Source organism: Micromonospora okii, assembly GCF_020884795.1.
Classification (GTDB): Bacteria; Actinomycetota; Actinomycetes; order Mycobacteriales; family Micromonosporaceae; genus Micromonospora; species Micromonospora okii.
Window position 1 is genome coordinate 467461 of the sequence record NZ_BBZF01000014.1, and the last position, 14942, is coordinate 482402.

Below are 14942 nucleotides of genomic sequence, written 5' to 3' on the forward strand. Positions count from 1 at the left end.
TCACCGGGGGTACGGGGCTCAGCCAAGTTTCGCCCGGAACAGTTCGAGGGTGCGGGCCCAGGCCGTGGCGGCGGCCCGCTGGTCGTAGTTCTCCGGCCGGTCCTCGTTGAAGAAGGCGTGCGCGGTGCCCGCGTAGTCGTACGTCTGGCAGGTGCCGCCCGCGTTCTCGACGGCCCGGCGGACGGTCTGCACGCCGTCGGCCGTGGAGGTGCCGTCCGCCTCCGAGCAGTGGATGACGGCGGCCTTGCCCGCGTACCCGTCCCACTCGGGGGTCATCCCGTCCCAGGGCAGCCGGGGGTAGAAGGCGGCGGTGGCGACGATCCGCTCGGAGCGGCCGGCCGCCCAGAGGGCCAGGCTGGCGCCGGCGCAGAACCCGGCGCAGCCGACCTTGTCGGCGACCTCGGGCCGCCCGGCCAGGTACTCCGCCGCGACGGCGATGTCCGCCGCCGCCTCGTCCATCTGCCCGCTGTTCAACATCTGCCGGGGCTCACTGGGCCGGCTGGCCGGCTGGCCGTGCCGGAAGTCCGGGGCGAGGGCGACGAAGCCCGCGTCGGCGAACCGGTCGACGACCGACCGGATGTGGGGGACGAGGCCCCACCAGTCCTGGATGACGATGACCGCCGGGCTGGCCGCACCGCTGGAGGGTATCGCGAGATACCCCTCGCTCGTCCCTCCGTTGCTGGCGAAGCTCACCATCTCGCCCATCGGCCCGTCCTCCTAGCGGTCAGTCATCGTTGGCTGGTCGCAGGGTGTTCCTACGTGCCGGTAGCCTGCCACGCCGCGCCCGCCGCCGGGAAGACGCCGGAACAGTGGCCTTCACCTCCTGTTTCCCGACCGGTCACTGCTGGTATGTCGCCGTCTGTCCCGCCGGGCTGCCCGCTTGGCGCGGTCGCCGGGCTGCCCGCTCGGCGCGATCGCCGGGCTGCCCACCTGGCGCGGTCGACGGGCCGCCACACTTGGCGCGGTCGCCAGGCTGCCCACCTGGCGCGGTCGCCGACCCGCCCCGGGCAGGCCGGCGGCGGCGCGGTTGCCTCCCCGCCGCCGCCGGCACCCGGCGCCGGGCCCGTTCGGGTCCGGGCCCGGCACGTCGTACCGGGCCGGTCAGGCCCGCCGGATGAGACAGAGCAGGTAGCCGGTGCTGCCCGGCTTGATGTTGTAGAAGAAGTAGCCCTCCTGCTCCGGCTTGAGGAACTGCTCGCAGGAGCGGCCCGTGCGCGCCTCGGCCTCGGTCTGCCCGTCCACCCGTCCGACCACCGTGTACACCGCCTCGGTCGACGTGCAGGCGACCACCTCGGCCCCACGGGCGTCCCTGCTCTCGCCCTGCGCCACGTCCGGCAGCTCGGCGAGGCAGTCGCCGGCCTTCGCCTTGGCCGTGCCGTCCGGGGTCAGCGCGTTCGCCACGCTCGCGCCGAGGCCGAACTTGAGCGCCGCCACCACCCCGACGGCGAGCAGCGCGGCGACGACCCCGAGCACCTTGCGGGCCGCCGAGCGCCGGGGCTCGGGCTCCTCCGCCTCCGCCTGCTCCGTCTCGGGCTGCTCCGTCTCGGGCTGCTCGGCCTCGCCGGTATCCGCCTGGGACCCGTCGGCCTCGGGGTCGTCCTCCCCCGCCGGTGGCGTCGCGCCGGCCACCGGCCCCTCGGCCGCCGGTTCCGCGCTCGTCGCCTCGTCGGCCGCCGGACCCTCGGCCGCCGGTTCCGCGCACGTCGCCTCGTCGGCCGCCGGTTCCGCGCTCGTCGGCTTCTCGGTCGCCGGCTTGCCGCTCGTCGGCTCCTCGGAGGTCGGTTTGTCGCTCGTCGGCTCCTCGCTCGCTGGCTTCTCGCTCGCTGGCTTCTCGGTCGCTGGCTCCTCGGCTCCCTCGGCGGCGGGCGGGTCGGTGGGTCGCGGCGCGTCCGGGGACTGCGGGGCGGGGGGCGGGGCGACCTGCTCTGGCACTGAGGTTCCTTCCGGGCGAGTCAACGAGCAGGCGACACCGTAGCGACCATGATCGAAAGACGTTGTCCCGGAAGGCTCGTCCGTTCAGCCAATTTCCGCGACCTCATGGGCCGCACCGGTTCTCGCAACTTCAGGGAAGTTGCGGCCTCCAAGCGCGGGGAGGCGACAACTTCCCTGAAGTTGAGCGGATCATGAGGCCCTTGGGCGTGCTCGGAGGGCTCGGGTCAGGAGGTCGGGTCAGGAGGTCGGGGTGGGCGTCGGTGCAGGCGAGGGGGGCGGGACGGGCGTCGACGCGGTCGACGGCGTCGGGCCCGGCGGCGGCGTGGGAGCGGGGGCCGGGGCGGCCGAGAGGGTCGGGTTGGGGCTCGGCGCGGTCGGCGGCGTCAGGCCGGGCGTCGGCGCGGCGGGGGCCGGGGGCTGCCCGCCCGGTGCGGCGCGGAACGGCGCGTGCTCCGGGCAGTACGGGTACACCGGCGCAACCGGCTTCGGCTCGACCGGCCCGTCGCGCTCGCACTCCGGGTACCCGAGCCGGATCGGGTTGCCGTCCTGGTCGAAGAGGCGGGCGTTCTGCACCAGCCGGCCGTCGGCGTCGTAGACGAAGACGTCGCTGATGTACGTCTCCTCCACCGAGGTCGGCTGGTAGCCGGACTCGTTCCAGCCGAGCCGGTCGTCCGCGTCGACGAAGCCGGCGAACGCGAAGATCGCGAGGACCGCCGTGCCGGCGCGCAGCGCGATCCGGGGCCAGCGCCGCAGGGTCGGGGTGCGCCGGCCCAGCCACACCGAGGCGATGACGCAGACGCCCAGGAGCAGCAGCGCGGCGAGCGTGCTGCCGCCCAGCCTCGGCAGCAGCCCGATCGGCGCGCCCGTGGTGACCACCGTGATCAGCATGGCGGCCAGGTAGCCGCGCAGGACCCACCACGCCGGGCGGAGCAGGCGCAGGTACTCGCTCGCCGAGGCGTACCCGAGGATCGGGCCGATCCGGGCGTCGGCCGCGCTCAGCCGGGTGCGGAGCGCGGCGGCGACGGCGGCGGCCCGCTGGTCCAGGTTGCGGACGGTGGCCGGGCCACCCGCGCCGGCCGCCACCCGCAGCTCCGCCGCGTACGCCTCGGGCGTGCCCAGCCGGTCGGCCAGCGGCCCGTCCCCCTCGGCGGCGACCTCGGCCAGGTGCTCGGGCAGGTCCTCGGTCAACTCGTCCCGGACGGTCGGCGGTAGGTCCGCCAGGGCGGCCCGGACCCGGGCCGTGTAGTCCGCGATCTCCTGCTCCATGACGGTCACGCCGCCACCCCCCGATCGTCGAGCAGAGCGTCCATGGTCGTGGCGAACGAGCGCCAGAGCTTGCCGGAGCGGGTCAGGTGCTCCCGGCCGGCGGTGTTGAGCGAGTAGTACTTCCGGTGCGGGCCGGACTCGCTCGGCACGACGTACGTGGTCAGCAGGCCGGCGGCGAAGAGCCGGCGCAGCGTGCCGTACACGGAGGCGTCCCCGACCTCGTCCAGGCCGGCCTCGCGCAGGCGGCGCAGGATGTCGTAGCCGTAGCCGTCCTCCTCGCGGAGCACGGCCAGGACCGCGAGGTCCAGCACGCCTTTCAGAAGCTGCGTGGTATCCACGCACCGCACACTAGTACGCAATGCGCAGTACCGTCAAAGGAACGGCCCGGCCGTAGGCGACAATCGCGTCATGCGTTTCCGCATCCTGGGCCCGACCCAGGTGCTGCTGACCGACGGGCGCGAGCTCCGCCTGGGCGGTCCACGCCTTCGCGTCCTGCTGACGCTGCTCCTGCTCGACCCGGGCCGGGTGGTGTCCGCAGATCGCCTGATCGCGGGCCTGTACGGCGAGCAACCGCCGCGCGGCGCGGCCAACGCGCTTCAGTCCCAGGTGTCCCGGCTGCGTCAGACCCTGCCCCCGGAGCACCCGGTCGAATTCCACCCGGCCGGTTACCGCCTCGCCGTGAATCCCGCCGACGTCGATGCCCACCGGTTCCAGAGCCTCGCCGAGGCGGGGCACCGCGCCCTCGCCGACGGCGACTGGCCGCGGACCACCGCCGTGCTGCGTGAGGCGCTGGACCTGTGGCGCGGCCCGGCCCTGGCCGACGTGATCGACGTGACCGGCGCCCACCCGCAGGCGGCCCGGCTGGACGAGGTGCGGCTGGTCGCCGTCGAGGACCGCATCGAGGCGGAGCTGGCGCTGGGCGGGCACACCGCCCTGGTCGCGGAGCTGCGGCAGGTGGTCGCCGCGCATCCGTTGCGGGAGCGGCTCCGGGGCCAGCTCATACGCGCCCTGTCCGCCTCGGGCCGGCCGGCCGAGGCGCTCGCCGAGTTCGAGGAGGCCCGGCGCACGCTGGCCGGGGAACTCGGCGTCGACCCGTCGCCCGCGCTGGCCGCGCTCCACCTGGCCGTGCTGCGTGGCGAGGCACACCCGCAGGGGCGCGACGAACCCGGGCACGGGCTGCCGAGCCAGCTCACCACCTTCGTCGGGCGGGAGGAGGAGCTCAGGCGCGTCGGCGAGCTGCTCGGCGAGCGAAGGCTGACCACTCTGGTCGGCCCCGGAGGAGTGGGCAAGACGCGGTTGGCGATCGAGGCCGCCGGCCGCCTCGACGGCCGCGTCCGCCTCGTCGAGCTGGCCTCGCTGGCCCACGGTTCGGACGTACCGCAGGCGGTGCTGAGCGCGCTCGGCCTGCGCGACGCGGGCCTGCGCGCCCCGGCCGAGGCGGGCCGGAGCCCCACCGACCGGCTGGTCGCGGCCCTGGCCGAGCGGCGGCTGCTGCTCGTGCTCGACAACTGTGAGCACGTCGTCGCCGACGCGGCCCGGCTGGTCGCCCGGTTGCTCAGCGCGTGTCCGGCGCTGCGCGTGCTCACCACGAGCCGCGAGCCGCTCGGGCTGCCCGGCGAGGCGTTGTGCCCGGTGTCCGGGCTCAGCCTGCCGCCGCCCGACGCGTCGGTGCCGCAGGCCCGCGCCTACGCCGCGGTGGAGCTGTTCGCCCGGCGGGCCGCCGACGTCGCCCCGGACTTCACGGTCACGTCGGCCAACGTCGGGATGGTGCTGCGGATCTGCCGCACCCTCGACGGTCTGCCGCTGGCGATCGAGCTCGCCGCCGCGCGGCTGCGGGCGCTGCCGGTCGCCGAGGTGGCCGCCCGTCTCAACGACCGGCTCCGGCTGCTGTCGATGGGCAGCCGGGCGGCGACGCCCCGGCACCGGACGCTCCGCGCGGTGGTCGAGTGGAGCTGGGACCTGCTCGACGACGCCGAGCGGAAGCTGGCCCGACGGCTGACCGTGTTCGTCGGTGGCACCACCCTGGAGGCGGCCGAGCGCATCTGTGGCCTGCCGACCGTCGAGTTCGTCGACGCGCTGACCGGCCTGGCCGACAAGTCCTTCGTCGAGTTGAGTGCCGGCCGGTACCGGATGCTCGAGACGGTGCGCGCCTTCTGCGCCGAGCGACTCACCGAAGCCGGCGAGGCCGACCGGCTGCGCCGCGCGCACGCCGCGTACTTCCTGGAGTTCGCCTGGACCGCCGACGGCCACCTTCGCCGCGCGGAGCAGCTGGAGTGGCTGCGCCGGCTCGACGCCGAGCGGGACAACCTGCACGCGGCGCTGCGTCGCGCCACCGTGCCCGGTGACGCGCCTGACGCGGCCGGGCTGGTCGCGGCTCTGTCGTTCTACTGGTGGCTGCGTGGTATGCGCGGCGAAGGGGCCAGGCTGGCCGGCGACGTCCTCGACGTGCTCGGCACCGAGGCGTCACCCGGTCTGCGCGAGGAGTTCGCCCTCTGCGCCTACAACGCCTCGCTCGACGGTTCCGGCCGTCCGCCGCCTTTCGCATCGCAGCGCTCCCTGATCGACAGCCTCGACCGGCCCCCTCGACAGCCCTTCCTGCTGTACCTGTCGGGGATCTCGATCGGACCGCCGACCGGGGTCACCGAGGACATTGGCGAGCTGTTGCGGGAGCTGAGGCTGCTGGTCGGCCCGGACCCGTGGATCGACGCCCTCGGCGCGATGGGGCTCGGCTCCGCGCGGATGTGGCGTGGCGAGTGGGACCAGGCGAGGACCGCGCTGCTCGCCGCGCTCGCCGGCTTCCAGTGCATCGGCGACCGCTGGGGGTCGATGATCACGCTCGGCGCGATCGGCGAAGTCGCCGCCTGGCAGGGTGATCTGACAGCGGCGGGCGCGTTCCTGGACCGGGCGATGGAGTTGGCCGAGGAACTCGGATCGGCCGTCGACGAGGCCGACATGCGGCGTACCCGGGGCGAGATCAGGCTGCGCGCCGGTGACCTCGCGGCGGCGCAGGACGACTTCACCCGCGCGCTGCTGCTCGCTCAGCGCGGCGGCGCACCGGAGTTCGTGTCCGGTGCCCGCCTCGGCCTCGCCCAGGTGGCGCGGCTGGGCGGAGATCTCGTCGAGGCCCGGCGGCTGTGCGAGGCGGCGTCGACCGGCGGGCTCTCCGGCTGGTACCTCGGCGAGACCATGCGTTCGGAGATCGTCCTCGTCCTCGATCAGATCGCCGAGGCGGAGCGGGTCGCGGCCCGGACCGCAGCGGGCGGTGCGCCGCCGTCAGCGGCCGGTGCGTGACCCGTCAGCGCCCGCGCGCACCGTGGGGGCATGACCGCATTCGAGGTGCGCGCGGAGGGACTGGGCAAGCGGTACGGCCCGACCCGCGCGCTCGACAGTTTCGACCTGGCCGTGCCGACGGGCACGGTGCACGGGCTGCTGGGGCCGAACGGCGCCGGGAAGACCACGGCCGTGCGGATCCTGGCCACGCTGCTGCGCTTCGACGCCGGCCGGGCCACCGTGGCCGGATTCGACGTGGCGCGCCAGCCGGACGAGGTGCGCGCCCGCATCGGGCTGACCGGGCAGTACGCCGCGGTCGACGAGACCCTCAGCGGCCGGCAGAACCTGGAGATGTTCGGCCGGCTGTCCGGACTCGGCGGTCGGGCGGCCCGCCGACGCGCCACCGAACTGCTGGGACAGTTCGGGCTCGACGGGGCGGCGAACCGGTCCGCGGGTGGGTACTCGGGTGGGATGCGCCGCCGGCTGGACCTGGCCGCCAGCCTGGTCCGCCCGCCGCGCGTGCTCTTCCTCGACGAGCCGACCACCGGCCTGGACCCGCGCAGCCGCAACCAGGTGTGGGACATCGTCCGCGCCCTGGTGGCGGACGGGGCCACGGTGCTGCTCACCACGCAGTACCTGGAGGAGGCCGATCAGCTCGCCGACCGGATCTCGATGATCGACGCCGGTCGGGTGGTGGCCGAGGGCACCCCGGACGAGCTGAAGTCCATGATCGACGGTGACCGGATCGAGGTGGTCGTGCGCGACGCGGCCGATCTGCCCCGGGCCGAAGGGATCTTCGCGCGGATCTGTGCCGGGAAGCCGGAGTGCGATCCGGAGCTGCGGCGGATCAGCGCGCCGGTGGCCGACCGGGTCGCCGGGTTGATCGGCGTGGTGCAGGCGCTCAGGGACGCGGGGATCGCGGTCGAGGACATCGGCCTGCGCCGCGCGACGCTCGACGAGGCGTTCCTGCATCTCACCGGACGCCGTCCCGAGGAAGCCGGCGAGCCCGTCGGCGCGGTGCGGAAGGTGGTGCCGGCATGACGACCGCAACCCGGTCGGCCGTCCCGGCTCCGCCGGTCTCCGCGCGGACGCCGCTGGCGCGGTTGCGCCGCGCGATCGTCGACGGCTGGACGATGACGAGGCGGAACATGACCCACGTGGTCCGCGCGCCCGAGGAGCTGATCCTCTACTTCTCGCTGCCGATCATGTTCGTGCTCGTCTTCGGGTACGTGTTCGGCAGCGGTATGCAGGTGCCGGGCGGCGGCAACTACCGCGAGTTCCTGTTGCCCGGGATCTTCGTGATGACGATGCTGAACGGCCTCGGCGCCACCGCGAGCGGCGTGGCGTTCGACCTCAGCCGGGGCGTCGTCGACCGGTTCCGGTCGATGTCGATGGCGCGTTCCGCCCTGATGACCGGGCGCAGCGCCGCGGACCTGCTGCGCGCCCTGCTGGAGATGTCCACCCTGCTGGTCTGCGGCCTGCTGGTCGGCTGGCAGTGGCGCGACGGCGTGGGACGGGCACTGCTCGCCGTCGGGCTCCTCCTGCTGCTGCGGGTCGCGATCACCTGGCTGGGGATCTACCTGGCGCTGCTGGTCCCGAACCCGGACACGGTCAGCGTGATCGTCTTCCCGGCGGTCTTCCCGCTCACCGCGCTCTCCAACGTCTTCGTCTCCCCCGACCTGATGCCGCGCTGGCTCGGTGCGATCTCGGAGTGGAACCCGCTGTCGGCGACCGTCGCCGCGACCCGCCAACTCTTCGGCAATCCGGGCCTGGGCGCCGACTCGTGGCCGGCGGAGCACGCGTTGCTGTTGGCGGTGGCGTGGCCGGTGCTCCTGATCGCGACGTTCGCTCCGCTGGCGGTGCGCCGCTACCAGCGCCTGAGTCGCTGACGCCGGAACGACGGGCCCGGTTGATCACACCGGCGACAGCCGGCGGACGCCGGGCCCGGGGAGGCGACGACGCCGAGAATCTGGCGACGGAGGGGTGGCGGCGAGGCCGGGGACCGGTCAGCCGGCAGTGGGCAGGAGGCTCCAGGCGATGCCGTCGAGGATGTCGTGCTCGGAGGCGACCACCGAGGGCATGCCCGCGCGCTCCATGATCACCCGGAGCACGAGGGCGCCCGCGCCGATCACGTCGGCCCGGCCCGGGTGCATGACCGGAATCGCCAGCCGCTGCTCGCGGGTCTTGCCGAGCAGGTCGGCGGTCACCTGCGCCACGGCGTCGTACGACACCCGGGCGTGGTGGATGCGGCTCGGGTCGTACCCGGTGAGGCCCTCGGCCAGCGCCACGACGGTGGTGACCGAGCCGGCGAGCCCGACCAGGGTGGCGGCCTGCCGCCCCGGCACGGCCTCCAGCGCGCGGTCCACGGCCGCCGTGATGTCGGCCTGCGCGGCGGCGACCTGGTCCGCCCCGGGCGGGTCGCCGTGCAGGTGCCGCTCGGTCATCCGGACGCAGCCGATGTCCATCGAGATCGCGGCCTCGACGCCGCCGGAGCGGGTGCCGACCACGAACTCGGTCGACCCGCCGCCGATGTCGATCACCAGGTACGGCTCCTTCGCGTCGGCGGGCAGGCCGCGCACCGCCCCCGTGAAGGAGAGCCGGGCCTCCTCGTCGCCGGTGACCACCTCGGGTGCGACGCCGAGGGTCCGCTCGACCATCGCCCGGAATTCCGCGGCGTTGGAGGCGTCCCGGGACGCCGAGGTGGCGCACATCCGCACCCGCTCCGCGCCCAGCTCCTCGATCTCGGCGGCGTAGGACGCCAGCGCGACCCGGGTCCGCTCGATCGCCTCCGGGGCGAGCCGGCCCGTGCGGTCGACGCCCTGGCCGAGCCGGACGATCTCCATCCGGCGGGCCAGGTCGACCAGCGGCGCGTCCGGCCCGGCTGAGGCGTCGGGCAGGTCGGCGACCAGCAGGCGGATCGAGTTGGTGCCGCAGTCGATGGCGGCCACGCGCGTCGTCACGGCAGCAACCCTACGGCAGCCGACGCGACCCGGCCTGTTCAGCCGGGGGCGCGTCGGCTCGGCCGGGCCGCCCGCCCCGCCCGGCCGGAGGCGGCGGGGCGGTGGCGAGGGCGGCCAGGCGGCCCCGGCGACGGCGCAGGTCCGGCAGCCACAGGACGGCACCGGCGAGGAGCAGCAGCGACAGCAGGGGCAGCCGCCACCACCAACGCACGGTCGCCGGGGGCGGGGGCGGCGCGTCGGCCACCCACGGGCGCGCGGTCTTCGACCAGGCGAGGAACGCGTCGCCGACCGGGAGGACCCCGAGGGCGTACCGACGGGTCCACGGGGTGTCGACGGGCACGCCGGCGAGGTCGCCGTAGTTGGCCAGCGCCCCGGCCAGGGCGTCGTCGCCCTGGACCTGCGCCGCGCCGAGGGTGACCACGGTGGCGGAGAGGCTCACCCCGAGCAGCAGCGGGCCCGAGTCCACGTCGCCCGGCCCGTCCATCCCGTCCGGGTACTCGCGCACGGCCGGGCCGAGCCCCAGCGGCGTGGCGACGAAGGCGGCCCGGAAGCGGAGGTACTGCTCGCGGGCGAACGCCGGGTCGACGTCGACCAGGAAGCGCTGGATCATGCTCTGCGAGGTGGCCCGCGCCACCTCGGCCGGCGCGCCGGTGGCCAGGTCGACCCGGTGCGGCATCAGCCCGGTACGCGGGTCGAGGCGCTGCCGCACGCCGTCCAGCCAGCGGGTCACGGTGCCGCCGAAGCGGGGCGGCAGCAGCGCGTCGTGCAGCCGCAGGGAGGCGACCGCCACCGTCGAGTCCACCGGCCACGCCTGCCCCGGGTACGCGGGCAGGTACGGCGAGGCGGAGCCGTCGAACGCCGCCCCGATCCCGGCCGACGCCTCGACGAACCGGGCCACCTCCGCCGGGTCGCGCCGGTCGGCCAGTTGCAGGGCGAGGATTCCGCCGCGCAGCCAGTTCGTCCAGCCCTGCCAGAAGATCCCGTACGCGGGTGTCAGGCCGGGGTCGAACACGCCGGTGCCGGCCGGCGACTCCAGCCGGGCCAGCGCCCGGCGGGCCTCCCGCAGCTCCTCCGCCCGCTCGCCGGCGGGCCGGCGCAGGCCCAGCTCGACCCGGGCCAGCCCGTACAGGGCGTGGGCGAAGAAGTACCCCTCGGGGAAGAGCCCCTGGGCGTCGGTGCCCGCCCCGTCGGCCAGGGCGGCGCGCAGGAAGGCGAGCTGCCGGGCCACCCCCGGCGGCTCGCCGTCGACGCCGCCGGTGGCCGGGGCGACGAGGCGTACCGCCCCGAGGAGGGCGACGGCGGTCAGCAGCACCGCGCAGACGCGGCGGGCGGTCCTCATCGCGCCAGCGTCGCAACCGCGATCAAGACCGGCCACGCGCCCGGGACCGGGCTCCCGACCGGAGGCGGGCTCCCCGGGCCGGGCCGGGCTCCCCGCTCCAGGTCGGGCTTCCCGAGCGGCCGGGCTCCCCGGTCGCGGCCGGGCTAGAGGCGCAGCAGCATCCGGGTGTTGCCCAGGGTGTTCGGCTTGACCCGCTCCAGGTCCAGGAACTCGGCCACGCCCTCGTCGTACGAGCGCAGGAGCTGCTCGTAGACGGGATGCGGCACGGGCGCGCCGTCGATTTCGGTGAAGCCGAAGGAGCCGAAGAACCGGGTCTCGAAGGTGAGCACGAAGATGCGGGCCACCCCGATCTCCCGGGCCGCGTCGATCAGCTCGCCGACGATCCGGTGCCCGAGCCTGCGCCCCCGGTACGCCGGGTCCACGGCCACGGTGCGGATCTCGGCCAGGTCCTCCCACATCACGTGCAGCGCCCCGCAGCCGACGACGGCGTCGCCGTCGGCCGCGACCCGGAACTCCTGCACGTCCTCGTACAGGGTGACGGTGGCCTTGCCGAGCAGCCGCCGGTCGTCGGTGTAGGTGTCCACCAGCCGCCGGATGCCGCGCACGTCGGCGGTGCGGGCGCGGCGCACCACGACCTCGTCCGGCGTGGTCACTCGCCCGCCGGCACGTCGACGCAGGGGCCGGCCGCCCACCACTGCTCCACCAGCGCGAGGGTCTCGTCGCCGAACGGGTTGACCCCCGGACCGGCTCCGAGCGCGTGGCCGAGGTGCACGTGCAGGCACTTCACCCGGCCGGGCATGCCGCCGGCCGAGATGCCGGCGATCTCCGGCACCTCGCCGATCGCCTCCCGGCGGGCCAGGTAGTCCTCGTGCGCGGCCCGGTAGCGGGCGGCCAGCTCCGGGTCGGCGGCCAGCCGCTCGGCCATCTCCTTCATCAGCCCGGCCGACTCCAGCCGGCTGCACGCGGCGGTCGCCCGGGGGCAGGTCAGGTAGAACAGCGTCGGGAAGGGCGTACCGTCGGCCAGGCGCGGGGTCGTCTCCACCACGTCGGGCAGGCCGCAGGGGCAGCGGTGGGCCACCGCCCGGGTGCCGCGCGGGGCGCGCCCGAGCTGGGCGGCCACCGCCGCCAGGTCACGCTCGGTGGCCGGTTCCCGCACCGGCGGGGGTACGGAGTCGGCCGCCGGGTCCGGTGGGGGTACGACAGTCACGGTGCTCATCTCTCGTCGGTGCTCGGCGGGGGGCTCACTGGCCGGGGCGGTCGCCGTTCGCGGCCCGCACGCTCGACCACAGGGTGTCGTACCACGGGTCGGGGGCCGGCGGCTGGGCGGGGGGCGCGTCGCCGCCCGCGTCCCGGGCCGCGCCGGCCGGGTCGTTCAGCACGATCACCGGGACCTCACCCGGGTAGACCATGTAGAACCGCTCCCGCGCCTGGATGCTGATGTACTCGTTGTCCCGCCACTTCGCCGCCTCGGCGGCGCGTTCGGCGATGAGCTCGCGCTGCGCCGCCTGGGACGCCTCCATCCGCTCGATGTCGGCCTGCTGGTCCAGGTAGACCCGGACGGGATAGGTGTACGCGAGGGCGAGCGCGATCAGCACGGCGAAGAGCACGGTGGCCCGCCCCGTGATGCGTCGGGGGCGGGGTGCGGAGAGCCGCTTGACCGTGCCGCCGGCCGCCGCGCGGCGGGCCGCGGCGGGACGGTTCGCGGAGCGTACCGGATCGGTGGGCCGCGCCGAGCCGGGCGAGCGGCCGGCGGCGCGCGCCTCCGCGCGGACGCCGTCGCGGACCGAGACCCGGGCGCGGGCCCCGCCCGGCCGGCCGGACTGACCCGGCCGGCGGACGGGGCGCTGACCACCCGGTGTGCGGCGCTGCTGCATCGTCACACCCTCCTGGGAGGCTCGCTGTGGACTCAGGCGGAACGGTAGCGCGGGAAGGCGCCCGCGCCGGCGTACCGTGCCGCGTCGGCCAGCTCCTCCTCGATGCGCAGGAGCTGGTTGTACTTGGCCACCCGGTCCGAGCGGGCCGGGGCGCCGGTCTTGATCTGGCCGCAACCGGTGGCCACCGCCAGGTCGGCGATCGTGGTGTCCTCGGTCTCGCCGGAACGGTGGCTCATCATGCAGGAGAAGCCCGCGCGGTGGGCCAGCTCGACCGCGTCGAAGGTCTCGGTCAGCGAGCCGATCTGGTTGACCTTCACCAGCACGGCGTTGGCGGACTTCTCGGCGATGCCCCGGGCGATGCGCTGCGGGTTGGTGACGAACAGGTCGTCGCCGACGATCTGGATGCGGTCGCCGACGGCGGCGGTCAGGGTGGCCCAGCCGCTCCAGTCGTCCTCGGAGAGCGGGTCCTCGATCGAGACGATCGGGTAGTCGCCGATGAGCTTGGTGTAGTAGTTGCTCATCTCCTCGGCGGACTTCGACGCGCCCTCGAAGGTGTACGTGCCGTTGTCGAAGAACTCGGTGGCCGCCACGTCGAGCGCGAAGACGATGTCGCTGCCCAGCCGGTAGCCGGCCTTCTCGACCGCCTCGCCGATCAGGTCCAGCGCGGCGGCGTTGGTGGGCAGGTTCGGCGCGAAGCCGCCCTCGTCGCCGAGGCCGGTGGAGAGGCCCTTCTTCTTCAGCACGGACTTCAGCGCGTGGTAGACCTCCGCACCGGAGCGCAGCGCCTCGCGGAAGCTGGGCGCGCCGATCGGCGCGATCATGAACTCCTGGATGTCGACGTTGGAGTCGGCGTGCGCCCCACCGTTGAGGATGTTCATCATCGGCACCGGGAGCAGGTGCGCGTTCGGGCCGCCCAGGTAGCGGAACAGGCTCAGCTCGGCGCTGCCGGCGGCGGCCTTGGCCACGGCCAGGGAGACGCCCAGGATCGCGTTCGCGCCCAGCTCGCCCTTGTTGTCCGAGCCGTCGAGGTCCAGCATCTTCTGGTCGATGAGCCGCTGCTCGCTGGCCTCGTAGCCGATGAGCTGGTCGACGATCTTGTCCTCGATGTTGGCGACGGCCTTCTCGACACCCTTGCCCAGGTAGCGGTCCTTGTCACCGTCGCGCAGCTCGACCGCCTCGAAGGCGCCGGTGGAGGCGCCGGACGGCACCGCGGCGCGGGCGATCGTGCCGTCGTCGAGCCCGACCTCGACCTCGACCGTCGGGTTGCCCCGCGAGTCGAGAATCTCCCGGGCGACGATTCCCTCGATGGTTGCCACTGAGTCGCTCCTCGTTTGTGTGTTTCCGGTCCGGCATGGGCCGCGACGGTGCGGCTGAGGCAGGCGTTGAACGCAGCGTATCGGGCCGCGCCCCGACGCACCGCGTCGCCCGGTCCACCGGGGCGCACGTCGGACATTCCCGGATTCTCGCCCCCGCAACCGGCAACCGGTTTGCGTGACGTGGACCCGATCGACAAGGCTGGTCGCCATGCCCGCCGCCTCGACCACGTTCCGCGCGCTCGCACTGGCCGTCATCGCGTCGCTCTCGGTCACCGGCTGCCAGGCCCTCGACGACGCCGGACGGGCGATCGGGCGGTCGGAGCTGGTCAACGACCTCGCCGCCCGACTGGACCGGGCGCTGGAACTGACCTACTCGGCCGACTACCAGCTTCCCGGCGGCCGGACCGCCTCCATCGTGCAGGCCCAGGACCCGGACCGCTCGGCGTACACGTGGCCGGGCGGGCGGCTGACCGTCACCACCGAGGCCACCGCCCGGTGCGAGACCGGCGCGGCGAAGACCGTCTGCACGCTGCTCGCCCCGCCCCCGCCGAACGCGCGCCCCTCGGTGGAGCTGTTCACCGCGGCGAAGCGGCGCGGCCTGGTCACCCCGCCGGTGGTGGTGGGGCTGCTCACCGAGGCCGCCCTGGACCCGGACGCGGAGATCCGGCAGAGCGACACCACCGTCGCCGGCCGGCTCGCCACCTGCGTCGAGGTGCGCCGCGCGGGCGACGACTTCACCGCCTGCGTGACCAACGAGGGCGTGCTCGGCAGCTTCACGGGCGAGCTGGACGGCACCCCGACGGAGCTGGCGCTGAGCCGGTACGCCGACACCGTCGACGGGGCGAGCTTCGAGCTGCCGGCCGGGGCCGGCGTGGTGGACCGCCGCTCCGCCGGCTCCTGACCGCCCGCCCGACGACTTCCGCCCCGCCGACGGGCCCCGCCCCGGCGACGGGCCCCGCCCCGGCGGGTTAGGAAGGGGCCCCTG

Annotated in this window: 14 protein-coding genes; 4 read left to right on the forward strand and 10 right to left on the reverse strand. The window is 74.9% G+C overall.

Annotated features, from left to right (window positions below; all coding sequences use genetic code 11):
• Positions 1 to 18: 18 nt before the first annotated feature.
• The 4 genes from LPU43_RS08720 to LPU43_RS08735 all read right to left on the reverse strand — a co-directional run bounded on the left by LPU43_RS08720 (position 19) and on the right by LPU43_RS08735 (position 3536).
• Positions 19 to 705, reverse strand: coding sequence for a dienelactone hydrolase family protein (locus LPU43_RS08720; protein WP_229399735.1), 687 nt, complete (start codon positions 703 to 705; stop codon positions 19 to 21).
• Positions 706 to 1101: 396 nt separating this feature from the next.
• Complete coding sequence (locus tag LPU43_RS08725) at positions 1102 to 1932, reverse strand: LppU/SCO3897 family protein (protein WP_229399736.1); 831 nt, start codon at positions 1930 to 1932, stop codon at positions 1102 to 1104.
• 237 nt (positions 1933 to 2169) lie between these two features.
• On the reverse strand, positions 2170 to 3207 hold the full coding sequence (locus tag LPU43_RS08730) for an HAAS signaling domain-containing protein (protein ID WP_229399737.1): 1038 nt from the start codon (positions 3205 to 3207) through the stop codon (positions 2170 to 2172).
• Positions 3204 to 3536: a PadR family transcriptional regulator gene (locus LPU43_RS08735; RefSeq protein ID WP_229399738.1), complete on the reverse strand. Its 333-nt coding sequence runs from the start codon at positions 3534 to 3536 to the stop codon at positions 3204 to 3206. Before LPU43_RS08735 ends, LPU43_RS08730 begins: the two co-directional genes overlap by 4 nt.
• A gap of 70 nt (positions 3537 to 3606) precedes the next feature.
• Between LPU43_RS08735 and LPU43_RS08740 the strand changes: the two genes are divergently transcribed.
• The 3 genes from LPU43_RS08740 to LPU43_RS08750 all read left to right on the forward strand — a co-directional run bounded on the left by LPU43_RS08740 (position 3607) and on the right by LPU43_RS08750 (position 8357).
• Positions 3607 to 6489 carry an AfsR/SARP family transcriptional regulator gene (locus tag LPU43_RS08740; protein ID WP_229399739.1) on the forward strand — a complete coding sequence of 961 codons (2883 nt, stop codon included), beginning with the start codon at positions 3607 to 3609 and terminating at the stop codon, positions 6487 to 6489.
• Positions 6490 to 6519: 30 nt separating this feature from the next.
• Positions 6520 to 7509, forward strand: coding sequence for an ATP-binding cassette domain-containing protein (locus tag LPU43_RS08745; RefSeq protein ID WP_229399740.1), 990 nt, complete (start codon positions 6520 to 6522; stop codon positions 7507 to 7509).
• Between the two features lie 92 nt (positions 7510 to 7601).
• Positions 7602 to 8357 carry an ABC transporter permease gene (locus LPU43_RS08750; RefSeq protein WP_229399894.1) on the forward strand — a complete coding sequence of 252 codons (756 nt, stop codon included), beginning with the start codon at positions 7602 to 7604 and terminating at the stop codon, positions 8355 to 8357.
• A 117-nt stretch (positions 8358 to 8474) separates the two neighbouring features.
• Here the strand turns inward: LPU43_RS08750 and LPU43_RS08755 are convergent, their stop codons facing one another.
• The 6 genes from LPU43_RS08755 to eno form a co-directional block, all read right to left on the reverse strand.
• The gene (locus LPU43_RS08755; protein ID WP_229399895.1) at positions 8475 to 9416 is read right to left on the reverse strand and encodes a Ppx/GppA phosphatase family protein; all 942 of its coding nucleotides are present in this window, start codon (positions 9414 to 9416) and stop codon (positions 8475 to 8477) included.
• A 22-nt stretch (positions 9417 to 9438) separates the two neighbouring features.
• A complete protein-coding gene (locus LPU43_RS08760) occupies positions 9439 to 10767 on the reverse strand; it encodes a hypothetical protein (protein WP_229399741.1) in 1329 nt (442 codons plus the stop codon).
• Positions 10768 to 10910: 143 nt separating this feature from the next.
• The gene (locus LPU43_RS08765; protein ID WP_229399742.1) at positions 10911 to 11420 is read right to left on the reverse strand and encodes an amino-acid N-acetyltransferase; all 510 of its coding nucleotides are present in this window, start codon (positions 11418 to 11420) and stop codon (positions 10911 to 10913) included.
• Positions 11417 to 11974, reverse strand: a complete 558-nt coding sequence (locus LPU43_RS08770; RefSeq protein WP_229399896.1) for a DUF501 domain-containing protein — start codon at positions 11972 to 11974, stop codon at positions 11417 to 11419. Before LPU43_RS08770 ends, LPU43_RS08765 begins: the two co-directional genes overlap by 4 nt.
• Positions 11975 to 12008: 34 nt before the next feature.
• Complete coding sequence (locus tag LPU43_RS08775; protein WP_229399743.1) at positions 12009 to 12641, reverse strand: FtsB family cell division protein; 633 nt, start codon at positions 12639 to 12641, stop codon at positions 12009 to 12011.
• Positions 12642 to 12673: 32 nt separating this feature from the next.
• Positions 12674 to 13957: a phosphopyruvate hydratase gene (eno, locus tag LPU43_RS08780; RefSeq protein WP_229399744.1), complete on the reverse strand. Its 1284-nt coding sequence runs from the start codon at positions 13955 to 13957 to the stop codon at positions 12674 to 12676.
• Between the two features lie 208 nt (positions 13958 to 14165).
• On the opposite strand from eno, the gene LPU43_RS08785 reads away from it, so the two are divergent.
• Positions 14166 to 14858, forward strand: coding sequence for a hypothetical protein (locus LPU43_RS08785; RefSeq protein WP_229399745.1), 693 nt, complete (start codon positions 14166 to 14168; stop codon positions 14856 to 14858).
• Positions 14859 to 14942: the final 84 nt, after the last annotated feature.

What these genes read in the sequence shown, in the direction of transcription:
- LPU43_RS08720 (WP_229399735.1), bottom strand. Translation starts at nt 705, where the DNA reads ATGGGCGAGATGGTGAGCTTCGCCAGCAACGGAGGGACGAGCGAGGGG.
- LPU43_RS08750 (WP_229399894.1), top strand. Translation starts at nt 7,602, where the DNA reads ATGACGAGGCGGAACATGACCCACGTGGTCCGCGCGCCCGAGGAGCTG.
- LPU43_RS08745 (WP_229399740.1), top strand. Translation starts at nt 6,520, where the DNA reads ATGACCGCATTCGAGGTGCGCGCGGAGGGACTGGGCAAGCGGTACGGC.
- LPU43_RS08785 (WP_229399745.1), top strand. Translation starts at nt 14,166, where the DNA reads ATGCCCGCCGCCTCGACCACGTTCCGCGCGCTCGCACTGGCCGTCATC.
- LPU43_RS08740 (WP_229399739.1), top strand. Translation starts at nt 3,607, where the DNA reads ATGCGTTTCCGCATCCTGGGCCCGACCCAGGTGCTGCTGACCGACGGG.
- LPU43_RS08760 (WP_229399741.1), bottom strand. Translation starts at nt 10,767, where the DNA reads ATGAGGACCGCCCGCCGCGTCTGCGCGGTGCTGCTGACCGCCGTCGCC.
- LPU43_RS08775 (WP_229399743.1), bottom strand. Translation starts at nt 12,641, where the DNA reads ATGCAGCAGCGCCGCACACCGGGTGGTCAGCGCCCCGTCCGCCGGCCG.